The sequence below is a fragment of the Neisseria sp. KEM232 genome (assembly GCF_002237445.1).
Classification (GTDB): domain Bacteria; phylum Pseudomonadota; class Gammaproteobacteria; order Burkholderiales; family Neisseriaceae; genus Neisseria.
Map to the genome: position 1 here is coordinate 1,871,181 of NZ_CP022527.1, position 14,655 is coordinate 1,885,835.

14 protein-coding genes are annotated in these 14,655 nt (G+C 60.3%); 9 read left to right on the forward strand and 5 right to left on the reverse strand.

Features of this window, described 5'->3' with window-relative positions; translation table 11 throughout:
• Positions 1-118 precede the first annotated feature (118 nt).
• The 6 genes from CGZ77_RS09185 to CGZ77_RS09210 all read left to right on the forward strand — a co-directional run bounded on the left by CGZ77_RS09185 (position 119) and on the right by CGZ77_RS09210 (position 6,688).
• Positions 119-1,237 (forward strand): ABC transporter ATP-binding protein, encoded by a 1,119-nt coding sequence (locus CGZ77_RS09185; protein ID WP_036496506.1) that lies wholly within the window; start codon positions 119-121, stop codon positions 1,235-1,237.
• Between the two features lie 13 nt (positions 1,238-1,250).
• The gene (locus CGZ77_RS09190) at positions 1,251-2,225 is read left to right on the forward strand and encodes an ABC transporter permease subunit (RefSeq protein ID WP_094031134.1); all 975 of its coding nucleotides are present in this window, start codon (positions 1,251-1,253) and stop codon (positions 2,223-2,225) included.
• The gene (locus tag CGZ77_RS09195; protein WP_009426942.1) at positions 2,218-3,111 is read left to right on the forward strand and encodes an ABC transporter permease subunit; all 894 of its coding nucleotides are present in this window, start codon (positions 2,218-2,220) and stop codon (positions 3,109-3,111) included. Before CGZ77_RS09190 ends, CGZ77_RS09195 begins: the two co-directional genes overlap by 8 nt.
• A gap of 384 nt (positions 3,112-3,495) precedes the next feature.
• A complete protein-coding gene (gene ppk2, locus CGZ77_RS09200; protein WP_051040459.1) occupies positions 3,496-4,341 on the forward strand; it encodes a polyphosphate kinase 2 in 846 nt (281 codons plus the stop codon).
• Between the two features lie 121 nt (positions 4,342-4,462).
• Positions 4,463-5,077: a hypothetical protein gene (locus CGZ77_RS09205; protein WP_036496509.1), complete on the forward strand. Its 615-nt coding sequence runs from the start codon at positions 4,463-4,465 to the stop codon at positions 5,075-5,077.
• 168 nt (positions 5,078-5,245) lie between these two features.
• The gene (locus CGZ77_RS09210; protein ID WP_009426947.1) at positions 5,246-6,688 is read left to right on the forward strand and encodes an efflux transporter outer membrane subunit; all 1,443 of its coding nucleotides are present in this window, start codon (positions 5,246-5,248) and stop codon (positions 6,686-6,688) included.
• 565 nt (positions 6,689-7,253) lie between these two features.
• Here the strand turns inward: CGZ77_RS09210 and CGZ77_RS09215 are convergent.
• Entirely contained in the window at positions 7,254-8,324 is a 1,071-nt protein-coding gene (locus CGZ77_RS09215) for a zinc ribbon domain-containing protein (protein WP_094031135.1), read from the reverse strand.
• A gap of 294 nt (positions 8,325-8,618) precedes the next feature.
• On the opposite strand from CGZ77_RS09215, the gene dsbD reads away from it, so the two are divergent.
• Positions 8,619-10,412: a protein-disulfide reductase DsbD gene (gene dsbD / locus CGZ77_RS09220; protein WP_009426952.1), complete on the forward strand. Its 1,794-nt coding sequence runs from the start codon at positions 8,619-8,621 to the stop codon at positions 10,410-10,412.
• 198 nt (positions 10,413-10,610) lie between these two features.
• Here dsbD and nusB read toward each other — a convergent pair whose 3' ends face one another.
• The 4 genes from nusB to CGZ77_RS09240 form a co-directional block, all read right to left on the reverse strand.
• Positions 10,611-11,042 carry a transcription antitermination factor NusB gene (gene nusB, locus CGZ77_RS09225; protein ID WP_009426953.1) on the reverse strand — a complete coding sequence of 144 codons (432 nt, stop codon included), beginning with the start codon at positions 11,040-11,042 and terminating at the stop codon, positions 10,611-10,613.
• A gap of 44 nt (positions 11,043-11,086) precedes the next feature.
• Positions 11,087-11,554 carry a 6,7-dimethyl-8-ribityllumazine synthase gene (gene ribH / locus CGZ77_RS09230; RefSeq protein ID WP_009426954.1) on the reverse strand — a complete coding sequence of 156 codons (468 nt, stop codon included), beginning with the start codon at positions 11,552-11,554 and terminating at the stop codon, positions 11,087-11,089.
• Positions 11,555-11,624: 70 nt separating this feature from the next.
• On the reverse strand, positions 11,625-11,942 hold the full coding sequence (locus CGZ77_RS09235; protein ID WP_036496511.1) for a DUF2185 domain-containing protein: 318 nt from the start codon (positions 11,940-11,942) through the stop codon (positions 11,625-11,627).
• Between the two features lie 76 nt (positions 11,943-12,018).
• Positions 12,019-12,909: a DMT family transporter gene (locus tag CGZ77_RS09240; RefSeq protein ID WP_009426956.1), complete on the reverse strand. Its 891-nt coding sequence runs from the start codon at positions 12,907-12,909 to the stop codon at positions 12,019-12,021.
• Positions 12,910-13,062: 153 nt separating this feature from the next.
• Here CGZ77_RS09240 and CGZ77_RS09245 point away from each other — a divergent pair, with 153 nt between their 5' ends.
• Together CGZ77_RS09245 and CGZ77_RS09250 are read left to right on the forward strand one after the other, a co-directional pair.
• A complete protein-coding gene (locus CGZ77_RS09245) occupies positions 13,063-13,782 on the forward strand; it encodes an S-methyl-5'-thioinosine phosphorylase (RefSeq protein ID WP_009426957.1) in 720 nt (239 codons plus the stop codon).
• Positions 13,779-14,606, forward strand: a complete 828-nt coding sequence (locus CGZ77_RS09250; RefSeq protein ID WP_009426958.1) for a ScpA family protein — start codon at positions 13,779-13,781, stop codon at positions 14,604-14,606. Before CGZ77_RS09245 ends, CGZ77_RS09250 begins: the two co-directional genes overlap by 4 nt.
• Positions 14,607-14,655 lie beyond the last annotated feature (49 nt).

Genomic DNA, 14,655 nt, shown 5'->3' on the forward strand with positions numbered 1-14,655 from the left:
TATTTCCGCAGCCGGACAATGCCGAACGGACAACCGCTTCACCCCCGCATTGCCGGTTTACACATCCACCTTTCGAGTTCCGTTCCAGCCGGTATCGAGTTTCTTTGGAGCATTCAAGATGACCACAGAATCCGCCGCCCAGCCCTATCTGCAAATCAGGGGGCTGGTGAAAAAATTCGGTGAAAACTTCGCCGTCAACCACATCAGCCTCAACATCGAACAGCACGAAATCTTCGCCCTGCTCGGCAGCTCCGGCTCGGGCAAATCCACCCTGCTGCGCATGCTGGCCGGCATGGAAACGCCCTCGGAGGGCAGCATCATCCTCGACGGACAGGACATCACCGCGCTCGCCCCCTACGAGCGCCCCATCAATATGATGTTCCAAAGTTACGCCCTGTTCCCGCACATGACCGTGGAGCAGAACATCGCCTTCGGCCTGAAACAGGACAAAGTGCCGCCCGCCGAAATCCAAGAGCGCGTCGACGAAATGCTGCGCCTCGTGCAGATGACGAAATACGCCAAACGCAAGCCGCACCAGCTCTCCGGCGGCCAGCAGCAGCGCGTCGCCCTGGCGCGCTCGCTGGCCAAACGCCCCAAACTGCTGCTGCTGGACGAACCGCTGGGCGCACTCGACAAAAAACTGCGCCAGCAAACCCAGCTCGAACTGGTGAACACGCTGGAAAAAGTGGGCGTAACCTGCATCATGGTAACGCACGACCAGGAAGAAGCCATGACCATGGCCACCCGCGTGGCGATTATGTCCGACGGCGAACTGCAACAGGTCGACACGCCCAGCAATATCTACGACTACCCCAACAGCCGCTTCACCGCCGAATTCATCGGCGAAACCAACATTTTCGAGGGCAAAGTGGCGCACAAAGACGACGCGCATGCCCTGATCGACTGCCCCGAGCTGCCGAGCAAGGTCTACACCGACCAGAAATTCGAGGCCGAAACGGGGCAGACCATCTGGGTGAGCATCCGCCCCGAAGACATCGACCTGCACAAGGAAAAACCGGCGCACCGCGACACGCACAACTGGGCGAAGGGCACGGTGAAAGACATCGCCTACCTCGGCAGCTACGCCATCTACCACGTGCAGACCGACAGCGGCCGCATCGTCAAAAGCCAGGTGCCCGCGCCCTACTGGTATGTGCGCAACCTCACGCCGCCGACCTGGGGCGACGAGGTGTATCTCGACTGGCCGGAAAACCAGCCCACCCCGCTGACCCGCTAGGAGGCCGTCTGAAATGTCCGTCAATATCAAACGCCGCCTGCGCCCGGGGGGCAAATTCGTCATCGGCGTGCCCTATGTCTGGCTGCTGCTGCTGTTTCTCGTGCCCTTCTTTATTGTCCTGAAAATCAGCTTTGCCGAGCAGGACATCAAGATTCCGCCCTATACCGACCTGTTTGTCACCGACCCCGAAACCGGCAAACAAGCCCTGCACATCGTCACGCAGAACTACAAGGAAATCTTCCAAAACTTCGGCGGCACGCTGTCGCAGATGTTCGGCCTCTCGTCCGCCGACGGCAACAGCAATATGTATCTGCGCACTTATTGGTCGTCGGTGAAAACCGCCTGCCTCACCACGCTGATCTGCCTGCTTGTCGGCTATCCGATGGCCTACGCCATTTCGCGCGCCAAACCGGCCTACCGCAACGGCCTGCTTCTGGCCATCATGCTGCCGTTTTGGACGTCTTTCCTGCTGCGCGTCTACGCCTGGATGGGGCTGCTCAGCTCCAACGGCATCATCAACCACCTGCTGATGAAATACGGCATCATCAGCGAGCCGCTCGATATGTTTTACAACGCCTTCTCGCTGCAACTGGTGATGGTATACGCCTATCTGCCCTTTATGATTCTGCCGCTCTACACCCAGCTCATCAAACTCGACCACCGCCTGCTCGAAGCCGCATCCGATTTGGGCGCGGGGCCGGTGAAGGCGTTTTTCTCGATCACCCTGCCGCTGTCGAAAGCGGGCATTATCGCCGGTTCGATGCTGGTGTTCGTGCCCGCCGTCGGTGAGTTCGTCATCCCCGATCTGGTCGGCGGATCGGACAACCTGATGATAGGCAAAGTGCTGTGGATGACCTTCTTCGAGCAGAACAACTGGCCGCTGGCTTCCGCGCTGGCCGTCGTCATGGTATTGCTGCTGGTCTTCCCCATCACGCTCTACCACCGCTACGAAACCCGCCAGCTGGAAGAAGGAGGCAAAAATGGCTAAACGGCAAAACACCTCTTGGTTTCTGCGTGCCATGCTCTTCCTCGGCCTGGCCTTCCTCTACATCCCCCTGATTGTGTTGGTGGTGTATTCCTTCAACGAATCCAAGCTGGTCACCATTTGGGGCGGCTTCTCCACCAAATGGTACGCCAAGCTGCTGGACAACGACCAAATCCTCGAAGCCGCCTGGCTGTCGCTGCGCATCGCCGTCGCCTCCTCGCTGGCCGCCGTCGTCCTCGGCACGCTGGCGGGCTACGCACTCGCCCGCATCAAGCGTTTTCGCGGCAGCACCCTGTTTGCCGGCATGGTGTCCGCACCGATGGTGATGCCCGACGTCATCACCGGCCTGTCCATGCTGCTGCTCATCATCCAAGTGCAGGGCATGATTCAGGAAATATTCGGCCGCCAAGACTGGCTGGGCAACGGCTTCTTCACCATCTTCCTCGGCCACACCACCCTGTGCATGGCCTACATCACCGTCCTCATCCGCGCCCGCCTGAGCGAACTCGACCAGTCGCTGGAAGAAGCGGCGATGGACTTGGGCGCGCGGCCGCTCAAAATCTTCTTCGTCATCACCCTGCCGCTGATCGCCCCCGCCATCGCCTCGGGCTTTTTGCTCGGCATCACCCTGTCGCTCGATGATTTGGTGATTACCTCCTTCCTGTCCGGCCCCGGCTCGTCTACCCTGCCGCAGGTCATCTTCTCGCGCATCAAACTCGGCCTCGACCCGCAGATGAACGTTTTGGCCACCATCATCATCGGCGTTGTCGGCACACTCGTCATCGTCCTCAATTGGTACATGATGCGCCACGCCACCCGCCGCGAACGCGAGGCCGCCGAAGCCGAGAGGCAGGAAAAACTGGCACTCGAACAGGCCATCCACCACTAAACCTCCTTGGCGGCACGCCGCCGCAAACGGCACAGAGGCCGTCTGAAAGCCCGATAAGGACTTTTCAGACGGCCTCTTTTTGCAACGGAGTCCGCGCCCAAACGCCGCTTAACCTGTGCCCCAAGTTCGCCTGTACCGGCAAATATAGTGAGTCAAAATAAAAAAGATACAAGGCAGCAAGCCGAAGACAGTACAGATAGTACGGCAAGGCGCAGCAACGCCGTAGATTTTTTATTTTGGCTCACTATAAAGGCCGTCTGAAACCCCGTCCCCATCTTTCAGACGGCCTCCTGCCGCTTGGGAGCAAAGCGCGGATATGCTATCTTCCGCCCCTTCCGGCGCAACCGCATACCCGCCGCAACCACCCGACAAAGGAGCATAAACATGAACGGCAAAACCAAGAAAAAAGCAAAAATCAGCCTGAAAAAATACCTGAAAGAACTCAAACACCTGCACGGCGAACTCGTCGCTCTGCAACGCTGGGTGCAGCACGAAGGACTCAAAGTCTGCATCATCTTCGAAGGCCGCGACGGCGCGGGCAAAGGCGGCACCATCAAAGCCCTCACCGAACGCGTCAGCCCCCGCATCTTCCGCACTGTTGCCCTGCCCACCCCCACCGAGCGCGAAAAAAGCCAAATCTACCTGCAACGCTACGTCCCCCACCTGCCTGCCGCCGGCGAAGTCGTCATCTTCGACCGCAGCTGGTACAACAGAGCCGGCGTCGAGCGCGTGATGGGCTTTTGCAGCGAAGACGACTGCCGCCAATTCCTCGCCATCATGCCCTTCTTTGAAAAAGCCCTCACCGACAGCGGCATCATCCTCCTCAAATACTGGCTGGAAATCGACATGGCCGAGCAGGAACGCCGTCTGAAAAACCGCATCGCCGACCCGCGCAAAATCTGGAAACTCTCACCGATGGACATCGAATCCTACCACCGCTGGTACGACTACTCGCAGGCGCGCGACGACATGCTCGCCGCCACCGACACCTCCTGGGCACCATGGTTCGTCGCCGACAGCAACGACAAACGCACCGCCCGCCTCAACATCATCCGCCACCTCCTCGCGCAAATACCCTACCGCCACCTGCCCGCCCCCGACGTCTCCTTCCCCCCGCGCGACAAAGCGGGAGACTACCGCGAACCCGAACGCAGCTGCCGCATGGTCGACGACTACTACGGCACACAGGCGCAGCGCGCCGCCGCGCAGGAAGACGGAGAGGCCGTCTGAAACAGCGTGAGAAGATTTCAGACGGCCTCCCAAATGCTAAAGAACACGTGCGTGGCAGAGCCACACACCTTACGGCATACGGGCTACGCTTGTTCCATTTAGGCAAATGCAAGGAGAAGTCATGCTAAAAAGAATTCAAAAGATTGAAGACCGAGTTTATTCAGTAAAACTGCGTGACAACCTTTATTCATTAGTGCAGCACAGACGCGAATATTTTTACGAGTTTTTTGATATATTTTTTACCGAACCAGAAAAAAATATATTTTTACCTACTGATTTAAATAATTTAAATATTTTAATGACACTCTGCTGCGCTCACAGCAGGCTAAAGGACTTCTTCTTGCGGGTAGAGAAAAATGTCATTCCTAATCGCAGACCTATGCAAGATAAATTTTTGAGTTCTACCCATATGATGATGGTTCATTTGGCTAACGGTACAAAAGGGAAAAAACCTTCGGAAGTTTCTTTGATAAAAGTTCCAGATGTATTGAAATTTCTTTCATATGAAGTAATCATTCAAGAGTTGGACGAAGACAGGGATAAAGAAGCCATATGCCTGTACGAATTTTCTGGCATGTGGGGTAATTCTGAAAAGCTAAAAAATAAACTTATCCGTTATGTGGAAACCGGAGTTCTTTGGGGAGAAGATAAAGAATTTTTCTTTCCAAACTCTGAACCTTTTAAAAAGGAGAAGCCTGTTATTTATCCGTTTTCAGAGTTGATGGGAATACGGTAATTGAAATAGATAGCAAGCGTAGCTTGGGTTGTTAAACCCAATACCTTTCAACAAGCGCAGCCCGCATACCGCAGGGCATACTGTCCCTAAACACACGCGTTCTTCAAGCCGAAAGGCCGTCTGAAACCTGTTCGGACGGCCTACCCGATATCCGAAAGGAAACCCGCCATGCCCACGTTTAAATCCCAACCGTTTGCCGCCGCGCTCTGCACCGCTCTTCTGCTTTGCGCCTGCCGCAATACCGATATCGCTGCCGACAGCGGCATCCGTCTGCCCGAGCAATTCGGCCAAAACCAAGCCGCGCGCGGCAGCGCCGACATTGGCGCTTGGTGGCGGCAGTGGCGCGATCCCGTGCTCGACAGTCTGATAGAGCGTGCGTTGGCGCAGAATTTCGACATCAAAATCGCGCAAAGCCGTCTGAAAGAAGCGCGCGCCCAAGCCCGTTTGGCGCAGGCCGACTTGGGGCCTGCGGCGGGCTTGTCCGCCCAAGCAGCCGCAAGCCGTGGCCGCGTTGACAACCCGCTCGATAATCCTCTGCGCGCGCGTCTGCCGCAGCAGGCAGCAGACGACAGCTTCAAAACGCAAAGCAGCCTTGCGGCGGCAGGCTTCTCCGCTTCGTGGGAACCCGACATCTTCGGCCAAAAGCGCAGCGATGCCGATGCCGCCCGCCATGCCGCCGACGGATACCGCGAAGCCGTCTACGGCGCACGTCTTCTGGCTGCCGCCGACACTGCCGACCATTACTTCCAAGCCCGCGCCGCACAAGGCCGTCTGAAAACCGCCGAGCGCAGCACCGCCGCCCTGCAAAAACTGCTCCGATACGTCAGCGCCCGCTTCGCTGCAGGCCACGTCAGCGCCTACGAAGTCGAGCAAACCCGCGCCGCCCTCGCTTCGGCGCAGGCCAAACAAAGCACCATCGCCGCCGAATACGCCGCCCATGTCCGCGCCATCGCCGTGCTTACCGGACAAGTGCCGCAGAATTTCGTTTTGCCCGACAGCAGCGCCGACGTGCTGGCCGACCAACCCGACGCCCCGTCCGGCCAAACCCCCCAGGGGCTGCTCGAACGCCGTCCCGACCTGCGCGCCGCCGCCGCCGAAGTGCGCGCCTACGCGGCAAAACTTGCCTCTGCCAAAGCCGACCTGCTGCCGCGTTTTTCCATCCGCTTCCTCGGCCAAAGCGGCCGCATCGACCTCGACAGCACCGATCTCAAAGGCTGGAACAGCCTCGTTTCCGTCGGCATCCGACTGCCCCTGTTCACCAACGGCCGAATCAGTGCCAACATACAGGCCGCCGACGCCCGCCTGCAAAGCGCCCTGCTGCGCTACGACCGAACCCTCCTTACCGCGCTGGGCGAAGTCGACACCGCCTATCAGGGACAATCCGCCCTGACGCGGCAGAACGCCCTCCTGCAAACCGCCCTCGGCCGCTCCGAACAACAGGCCGCCGATGCGCAACGGCTGTTCCGCTACGGCAACATCACCCTCGACAGCGCCCTAAAAGCCGAACTGGCCGCGCAGGAAGCGCGCGAAAACCTGATCCGCTCGCAACTGGCACGCGCACAAGCCGCCCTCGGCCTCTACAAATCCCTCGGCGGCGGCTGGTCGGAGTAGGGCGTAGGCCGGGGGAATGTATACGGGGCGGTAACGATTTATCTGCGGCCGTCTGAAAACGGCTTGAAAGCTTCATGCAGCCGAAATGTAAAAGGCCGTCTGAAAAATGTTTTCAGACGGCCTTTTTATCGTTTTTCAGACGGCTCCGCGGTTTGGAAATAATGTCTGTCTGCGCGGTTTGGCGGAGCAGGGTAGGCATATAGAGGCTGTCTGAAAGCGGAACGGGGTTTTATAGTGAGCCAAAATAGAAAAGATACAAGGCAGCAAGCCGCAGACAGTATGGGTAATACGGCAAGGCGCAGCAACGCCGTATATTTTTTATTTTGGCTCACTATAGCTGAGCGAACCTGCGCCTTCAGGCAACCTTTTCGTCTTGACTGGCGTGTGGGACAAGTCGGAAGCCGCGAAACCGAAAGCCTGATTTTGTAAGGCTGTAAGACAAATCAAAGACATCATTTGAGCACGGGAAATAGGGTTAAATCGCAAATGTAATTGCAACTTTCCAAGTATCGAAAAATAAAAAGGTTATCTGAAATTTTTCAGACAGCCTTAGCTGTAGAAAACCTTAGCACTTGTCCTGATCCGCATCTGCTCCGGCGGCGGGGGCGCCGCAGTGGAAGCAGTAGCGGTTGAAGACGCTTTTGCGGGTTTCGCATTGTTTGCAGCGGTCGAAGATATCGATGCCGCAATGCGGGCAGAAGTCCATTTCGGGGTGTTGGAAATCCAGCGTGCGATCGCAGCCGGGGCAGATGCTTTTGGCGATGCGCTGTTGGGCGAGGTCGTAGTCGAGACGGCGGCTGCGTTCGGGTGCGGGTTGGGCTTCTTCGGTGCGTTTGCGTTCGAGGTAGCGGCTCATGGCGGTGATGGCGTAGCGGCCGATCAGGACGGTGGCAAAGATGCCGACGGCGTAGCGCACGTAGCCGCCGTAGCTGGGCAGGTAGGGGACGAGTTCGACGAAGAAGGCGAAGAGGGCGAAGTAGATGAAGCCCCAGACAAACGGCCACCAGCGAGACCGGCGTTTTTTGGCAAACAGCCAGCCGGCGGCCAGGAGCAGTGGCAGGGTGAGGACGAGGCGGTAGAGGAAGACGGTGAGTTCGGTGCGGCGGTCGTCGGCGTCTTTGGTTTTCTGCGCCCGCTCTTCCAATTCGTTCAGACGGCCTTCGTTGCGCGCGGCCTGTTGTTCGTTGTCGAGCAGGCGGCGGCGCAGGGTGTTGTGCTGTTGTTCCAGCTTCTGCTCTTTGGCTTTGAGGCCGTCGATTTTGCGCGTGCGCGCGAGCACTTCGGGATTTTGTTCGGACTGTTCGGTGGCGGAGCGGGTAGCCAGCCAGTTATCGAGGCTCTGCTGCTCGGCGGCGGTTTGTGCCCGCTGTTTGTCGAGCTCCAGCGCGACTTGGCCGATTTCGTCGTCGAGTTTGCCGTTTCCCGCCGCCAGCCGGTCTTTTTCCTCGCGCAGGGGGCGGGCACCGATGTCGTCCATGTAGTTTTCCAGCGTGCGGCTTTCGACGGTCATCGGCAAATCGCCGATGATTTTGCTGCCCAGGCCGATGAGGAAGGAGGCGAAAATCAGGGCAATCAGCCACAAGCCGCGGCGGAACCATTTTTCGGGCAGGCGGCTGCCCGCGGATTTGCTGCTCATGGTGCTTTCCTTTGTGGGACGGGGAGGGCGGCAGTATAGCCGCGCTTTCAGACGGCCTCAAAGGGCTTGGCGCAAAAGCGTTGGCGAAAGGCCGTCTGAAACGTTTGCCGCGCCGCGCCGCCGTGTGCCGTTTCCACCTGAAAATGCGGTTTTTATGCGGGTTGGCACGCAAACCGCGGCGGATAATGCCCGGCTTCTGCGCCTGCGCAAACTTTTCTGCCGCAGCGTTTGACAGCGTGGCGGGAAATGTCTATAAACCGCCCGCCGTTTCCGTTTCACCGAAAGCCATATCTTATGAAAAAACTGCTTTTCTTTTTTGCCGCCCTGTTTTCGCTCGGCAGCGTGTTTGCCGTCGACCCGTCGCAGCTGCTGCCGCCTGAGGAAGCCTTTGTGCCGCAGGTGCAGGCCACGGACAAGGGTGTGGAAATCGGCTTCAAAATCGCCGACGGCTACTATCTCTACCGCGACAAAATCAATATCGCCGCCGAACCGCAAACAGCCTTCGCCGCGCCCGTTTATTCACCGGGCAAGGAGAAGGAAGACGAATTTTTCGGCAAACAGACGGTTTACTACCATCAGGCCGCCGTTTCCTACGCCTACACCGCCAAACCGCAGGGCAGCTACAAGCTGACCCTGATGTATCAGGGCTGCGCCGACGCGGGCGTGTGCTATCCGCCGACGGAAACCTCGTTCGACATCAAAGGAGCGGGGCTGTATCAGGTGAACGCGCCCGCAGCGGAAAAACCGTCCGCCCGCTTCACCGAGCCTGCGGCCGCAACGCAGACGGAGGGACAGTCCGCCCCCGCCAAAACGCCCGACAGCAGCCGCTTCAAACTTTCGTGGGACACTTTGAACGCCAATCTGTTGGCGTTTTTTCTCGCGGGTCTCGGCCTGAGCTTCACCGCCTGCATGTATCCGCTGATTCCCATCGTGTCCAGCATCGTCGTCGGCGACAAAAACGCTTCCAAAGGCCGCGCCCTCGCGCTGACGCTGGTGTACACGCAGGGCTTGGCGCTGACCTACACGCTGGTCGGCGTGATTGCGGGCACGACGGGCGCGCTGCTGACCGTGTGGCTGCAACAGCCCGCTGTCGTCCTCGCCGCCGCCGCGCTGATGGTGGTGCTGGCGCTGTCGATGTTCGGCCTCTTCAACATCCAACTGCCTAATGCCGTGCAGAGCTATTTCCAAAACCAGAGCAACAAGCTCTCGGGCGGCAAAATCGCCGGCGTGTTCGGCATGGGCATGCTCTCCGCCCTGATTGTCGGCCCCTGCGTCGCGCCGCCGCTGGCCTTTGCGCTGGGCTATATCGGCCAGACGGGCGACGCGGTGCTCGGCGGCCTCGCCCTTTATGCCCTCGCGCTGGGCACGGGCGTGCCGCTGGTAATCATCGGCACCTTCGGCGGCCACGTCCTGCCCAAGGCGGGCGACTGGATGAACGGCGTCAAATACGCCTTCGGCTTTATCCTGCTGGCCGTTGCCGTTTACCTTGCCTCGTCCTTCCTGCCCTATGCCGCCGCAGCCGCGCTGTACACCGCGCTGCTGCTCGCGCCCGCGCTGCTGCTGCTGGCGAAGCTGGGCGGCATGAGCGGCCGTCTGAAAACCTTTGCCGCCGTTTTGTCCGCCCTCCTGCTGGCGGGCGGCGCATGGTTCGGCCTGCAAAGCTGGCGCGGCGAAAGCACCGCCCTGCATGCCTTTTTAACCCTGCATCCCGCCGCCGTTTCAGACGGCCTCCACCGCAAATACGCCGATGCGGACGAGCTGAAAGCCGCGCTGGCCGACGCGTTAGCCGCCGACCCGTCCACGCCCGTCATTCTCGATTTCTATGCCGACTGGTGCGTGTCGTGCAAGGAAATGGAGGCACACACGCTCAACACCGAACAGGTGCGCGCCGCCGTGCCGATGGAGCGTTTTTTCCAGGCCGACGTCACCGCCAACAATCCCGGCCATCAGGCTCTGCTGAAAGAATACGGCCTGTTCGGCCCGCCGGGCGTGTTCGTCGTCAAGGCTGACGGCAGCCGCAGCGAGGCGCTGTTGGGCTTCGCCAAGCCCGACGAGTTTGTCGCCTGGTATCGCAAACACGCACAGTAGGCGCGGGATTCATAAAAGGCCGTCTGAAAGTCCTGTTTCGGGGTTTTCAGACGGCCTTACGGTTGGAAAACCGCGTGCGTTGCCGCGTACCCTGCCTGTTATCCGATGGGGCTTATCCGCCGCAACCGTATCGGCAGACAAAAAGGCCGTCTGAAAGCCCGATGGGTTTTCAGACGGCCTTTTGTGCCGCTTGCGGCGTCAGTTGCGTTTCGGATCGTTCGGCCGCAGCTGGGCGGCGAGTTTGTCGAGGATGCCGTTGACGAATTTGTGGCTGTCGGTGCCGCCGTAGGTTTTGGTGACTTCGATGGCTTCGTTGATGATCACGGGGTATGGCGTTTCCGGCATGGCGGAAAGTTCGTGGCAGGCCATCAGCAAAACGGCGCGTTCGACGGAGTTGACGTCTTTTTCGTCGCGGTCGAGCAGGGGGCGGATGATCTGCATATATTCGCCGCTGTTGGCGTGCGCGCCGAAGAAGAGGGCGGTGAAGAGTTCGCCGTCGGCGCGGCGGAAGTCGGAGGCTTCGCGGATGTTTTGCGCGACTTCGGGCGCGGACGTGCCGTTGACGGCGGCCTGGTAAAGCGCCTGCACGGTAAATTCGCGGGCACGGCGGCGGGGGCTGCTGGGTTTCATGGGGTATCCTTTTGCGGGCGGGATTCGGACGGTTTCAGACGGCCTCAGTCGTCCTGTTCGCCGAGGAAGAAGTTGATGAGGTTGCCGCATTCGACGGCAACGACGGCGGCGTCTTCGGCTTTTTCGACGATTCGCGCGTGCGCCTGTTCGTCGTTTTCGGTGGTGAGCACGGCGTTGGCAACGGGGATGCTGTAATCGAGGGTGGTGCGGGTGATGCCGGCGGCCGATTCGTTGGATACCAGCTCGAAGTGGTAGGTTTCGCCGCGGATAACGCAGCCCAGGGCGATGAGGGCGTCAAACTGCTGCGTGCCGGCCATCGATTGCAGCACCAGCGGGATTTCCAGCGCGCCGGGCACGGTGGTGACGGTGATGTTGTCGTCCTGCACGCCGAGGGTTTTGAGTTTGGCGACGGCGGCTGCGAGCATGGCGGAGCCGACTTCGTTGGTGAAACGGGCTTGGACGATGCCGATGCGCAGTTGGCTGCCGTCGAGATTCGGTTCGATGATGTTCATGGAGTTTTCCTTTTTAAAAATAGTTTCAGACGGCCTGATGAAGCACAGAGGCCGTCTGAAAAACGGGGATTCAGTTTTGCGGCTGCCAGCCTTCGGCGGGAACGTAGGCTTCGCCGTCCCATTCCCACGCGCCTTCGCGTTCTGCGGGCAGGGGTCGGATTTCGGGGCAGGCGGCGAGGATGTCGGCAAGCGGGCAGACGGCGAAATTTTCGGGGTCGGCGGCGTATTCGTCGCTTTCGTCGCCGCTGAAAAAGCGCCAGCCGCTGTCGTTGTCGAAAACGGGCGCTTCGCGGTAGAAGAAACCGGCGCTGCCGCCGTTTTCGGTGATTTCTTTCGAGGCGACGCACAACTCGAGCGCGGCGGACAGGGCTTGGGCAAAGGGGTTCATCGGGATGCTGCGGCTTTCAGACGGCCTTGAAAAAGGCGCGATTCTACACGAAATGGGCGGCACGCGCCCGCCGCGTTTAGCGCGCCGTTTTCAGCGAACCGAGGTAGATGGAAAAGAGGGTGAGAGCGGCGCCGCACCACTGCACGGCGGCTATCGGTTTGCCCAGCAAAAAACAGTCGATCAGCAGCGCGGCCACGGGTTCGGAGAGCAGCAGCAGGCCGGTGAGCGAGAGCGACAGAAGCGGGATGGCGTAGGCAATCAGCCCCCAGGCGAAACACTGCATTACCACGCCGTAAACCAATACCAGCAGGATGTCGCGCGGCGTTTCGGGATAGAGCCGCCCCCAGTCGAACACCAGCGCGGGCAGGGTGAGCGCCAGCACGCCGCCCGCGCTCACCAGCATCATCACGGGAGACAGCGGCGCGGCTTCGGTCTGCTGGGTTTTGCGCACGAACACCATCGACAGCGCCAGCATTGCGCCCGAAACAATGCCGCTGACAAAGCCCCAGGCCGCTTTGGCGTTGCTGCCCGATTCGGGCGCGGCAATCATCGCCACGCCGCACACGGCCAACAGCAGCCCGGCCGTCTGAATGCGGCCGAGGCGCTCGTTGAAAAAGAAAAAGCCGATGGCGGTGAGGAAAAAGATTTGCAGGCTGTTGAGCAGGGTGGAGATGCCCGGGCCGACGGCGTAGATGCTTTCGTGCCACAGCGCCAGATCGAAACCCAGCGCCGCGCCGGAAATCAGGGCATAGCGTACCGCCGCGCGGCTTTGCGGCAGCTTCTGGCCGAAGCGGCGGGCGAGCAGCCAAAATACGAAGCCCGCCACCAAGAGCCGCCACCAGGCCACGGCATACGCGCCCACGGGCACGAAGCGGACAATCAGGCTGCCCAGTCCGAAAACCACGCAGCCGAGCACCAAAAGCGGCGCGGCGTGTCCGTTATCGTGATTGGAAAGAGACGGTGTCATGGCTAAGCTCCGCAGGATTGTTGTGGCGCGGGAGTATAGCGGAAAAGGCAGACGCAGTTGGCGGCCGTCTGAAAACCCGCCGGCCGCGTTTTTCAGACGGCCTTTGCGCTCTTCGTTTACAATGCCGCCTTTTTTATTCCGACGGACTTTGCCATGTTAGCCGTTATCGGAGGCAGCGGCCTCTCACGCATTCCCGAACTCGAAACCGCAGGGCGGCGCATCGTGCGCACGCCCTACGGCCTGCCTTCCGCGCCGCTGCTTATCGGCCGCGCACTCGGGCGCGACATCGTCTTTCTCGCCCGCCACGGCCTCAACCACACCCTCGCGCCGCACGAAATCAACTATCGTGCCAACATCTGGGCGCTGCACTCGCTCGGCGTTTCCGGCATCGTTGCCGTGTCCGCCGTCACCTCGCTTCATCCCGATCTGCCCGCAGGCACGCTGGTTCTGCCCCACGATCTGATCGACTACACCTGCGGCCGCGCCGCCACCTTTTTTGAAAACGACGCGTGCGGCGTGGTGCACACCGATTTCACCGAACCCTACGATGCCGCCCTGCGCGCCACCCTGCTCGATTTGGCCGCCGAAAGCGGCGAAGACATCGTGCCGCAGGCCGTGTACGGCTGCCTGCAAGGGCCGCGCACGCCCACCCTCGCCGAGATGCGCCGTCTGAAAAACGACGGCGTCGACGTGTTCGGCATGACCGGCATGCCCGAAGCCGTGCTCTCGCGCGAACTCGGCCTGCCCTACGCCCATTTGTGCGGCGCGGTGTCCTGTGCGGACGGCGCCTCCGACGAAACGCGCAACGCCGTCTCGCGCCAAACCATCGCCAAAATCCGCCGCCTGCTGGCCGGCGGCGGAGAGCGGCCGTGAACGCCGAAGCCGTGCAGAGGCCGTCTGAAAGCGCCGTCGCCTGGATATTCGGCCAGCCAGTCAGCGACGTGCCGCAGGATTTGTTCATCCCGCCCGACGCGCTGAAAATCGTCCTCGGCAGCTTCCAGGGGCCGCTCGATCTGCTGCTCTACCTTATCCGCAAACAAAACATCGACGTGCTCGACGTCCCGATGGTGCGGATTACCGAGCAATACCTGCACTACATCGCGCAAATCGAAGCGCAGCGTTTCGATTTGGCCGCCGAATACCTGCTGATGGCCGCCGTGCTCATCGAAATCAAATCGCGCCTGCTCCTGCCCGCGCCGCCTGAGGCCGAAGACGAAGAAGCCGCCGACCCCCGCGCCGAACTCGTCCGCCGCCTCTTGGCCTACGAACAAATGAAACTCGCCGCGCAGGGCTTGGACGCGCTGCCGCGTGCCGGACGCGATTTTGCCTGGGCGTATCTGCCGCTGGAAATCGCCGTCGAAACCCGTCTGCCCGAAGTTCAGACGGCCGACCTCACCCAAGCCTGGCTCGCCATCCTCTCCCGCGCCAGCCACAACAAAAGCCATCAGGTCGTGCGCGAAGCCCTGTCCGTGCGCGCGCAGATGAGCGACATCCTGCGCCGCCTGCAACACGCCCCCTGCCGCTTCTCCGAGATGCTGCGCCCCGAACAAGGCGCGGCCTACGTCGTCGTCAGCTTCATCGCCCTGCTCGAACTGGCCAAAGAAGGGCTGGTGCGCCTCAGCCAGCCGCAGGACTACGGCGAAATCGAAATCGCCCTGAACGACGGCGCAGGCGAAGAAGGCTTTCAGACCGACTAGGAGGCCGTCTGAAAGCCCGTTTGACAAACCGTATAGATAGAAAAGACAT

Coding starts and splice junctions, on each gene's coding strand:
- CGZ77_RS09185 (WP_036496506.1), top strand. CDS start 119: ATGACCACAGAATCCGCCGCCCAGCCCTATCTGCAAATCAGGGGGCTG.
- CGZ77_RS09190 (WP_094031134.1), top strand. CDS start 1,251: ATGTCCGTCAATATCAAACGCCGCCTGCGCCCGGGGGGCAAATTCGTC.
- CGZ77_RS09195 (WP_009426942.1), top strand. CDS start 2,218: ATGGCTAAACGGCAAAACACCTCTTGGTTTCTGCGTGCCATGCTCTTC.
- ppk2 (WP_051040459.1), top strand. CDS start 3,496: ATGAACGGCAAAACCAAGAAAAAAGCAAAAATCAGCCTGAAAAAATAC.
- CGZ77_RS09205 (WP_036496509.1), top strand. CDS start 4,463: ATGCTAAAAAGAATTCAAAAGATTGAAGACCGAGTTTATTCAGTAAAA.
- CGZ77_RS09210 (WP_009426947.1), top strand. CDS start 5,246: ATGCCCACGTTTAAATCCCAACCGTTTGCCGCCGCGCTCTGCACCGCT.
- CGZ77_RS09215 (WP_094031135.1), bottom strand. CDS start 8,324: ATGAGCAGCAAATCCGCGGGCAGCCGCCTGCCCGAAAAATGGTTCCGC.
- dsbD (WP_009426952.1), top strand. CDS start 8,619: ATGAAAAAACTGCTTTTCTTTTTTGCCGCCCTGTTTTCGCTCGGCAGC.
- nusB (WP_009426953.1), bottom strand. CDS start 11,042: ATGAAACCCAGCAGCCCCCGCCGCCGTGCCCGCGAATTTACCGTGCAG.
- ribH (WP_009426954.1), bottom strand. CDS start 11,554: ATGAACATCATCGAACCGAATCTCGACGGCAGCCAACTGCGCATCGGC.
- CGZ77_RS09235 (WP_036496511.1), bottom strand. CDS start 11,942: ATGAACCCCTTTGCCCAAGCCCTGTCCGCCGCGCTCGAGTTGTGCGTC.
- CGZ77_RS09240 (WP_009426956.1), bottom strand. CDS start 12,909: ATGACACCGTCTCTTTCCAATCACGATAACGGACACGCCGCGCCGCTT.
- CGZ77_RS09245 (WP_009426957.1), top strand. CDS start 13,063: ATGTTAGCCGTTATCGGAGGCAGCGGCCTCTCACGCATTCCCGAACTC.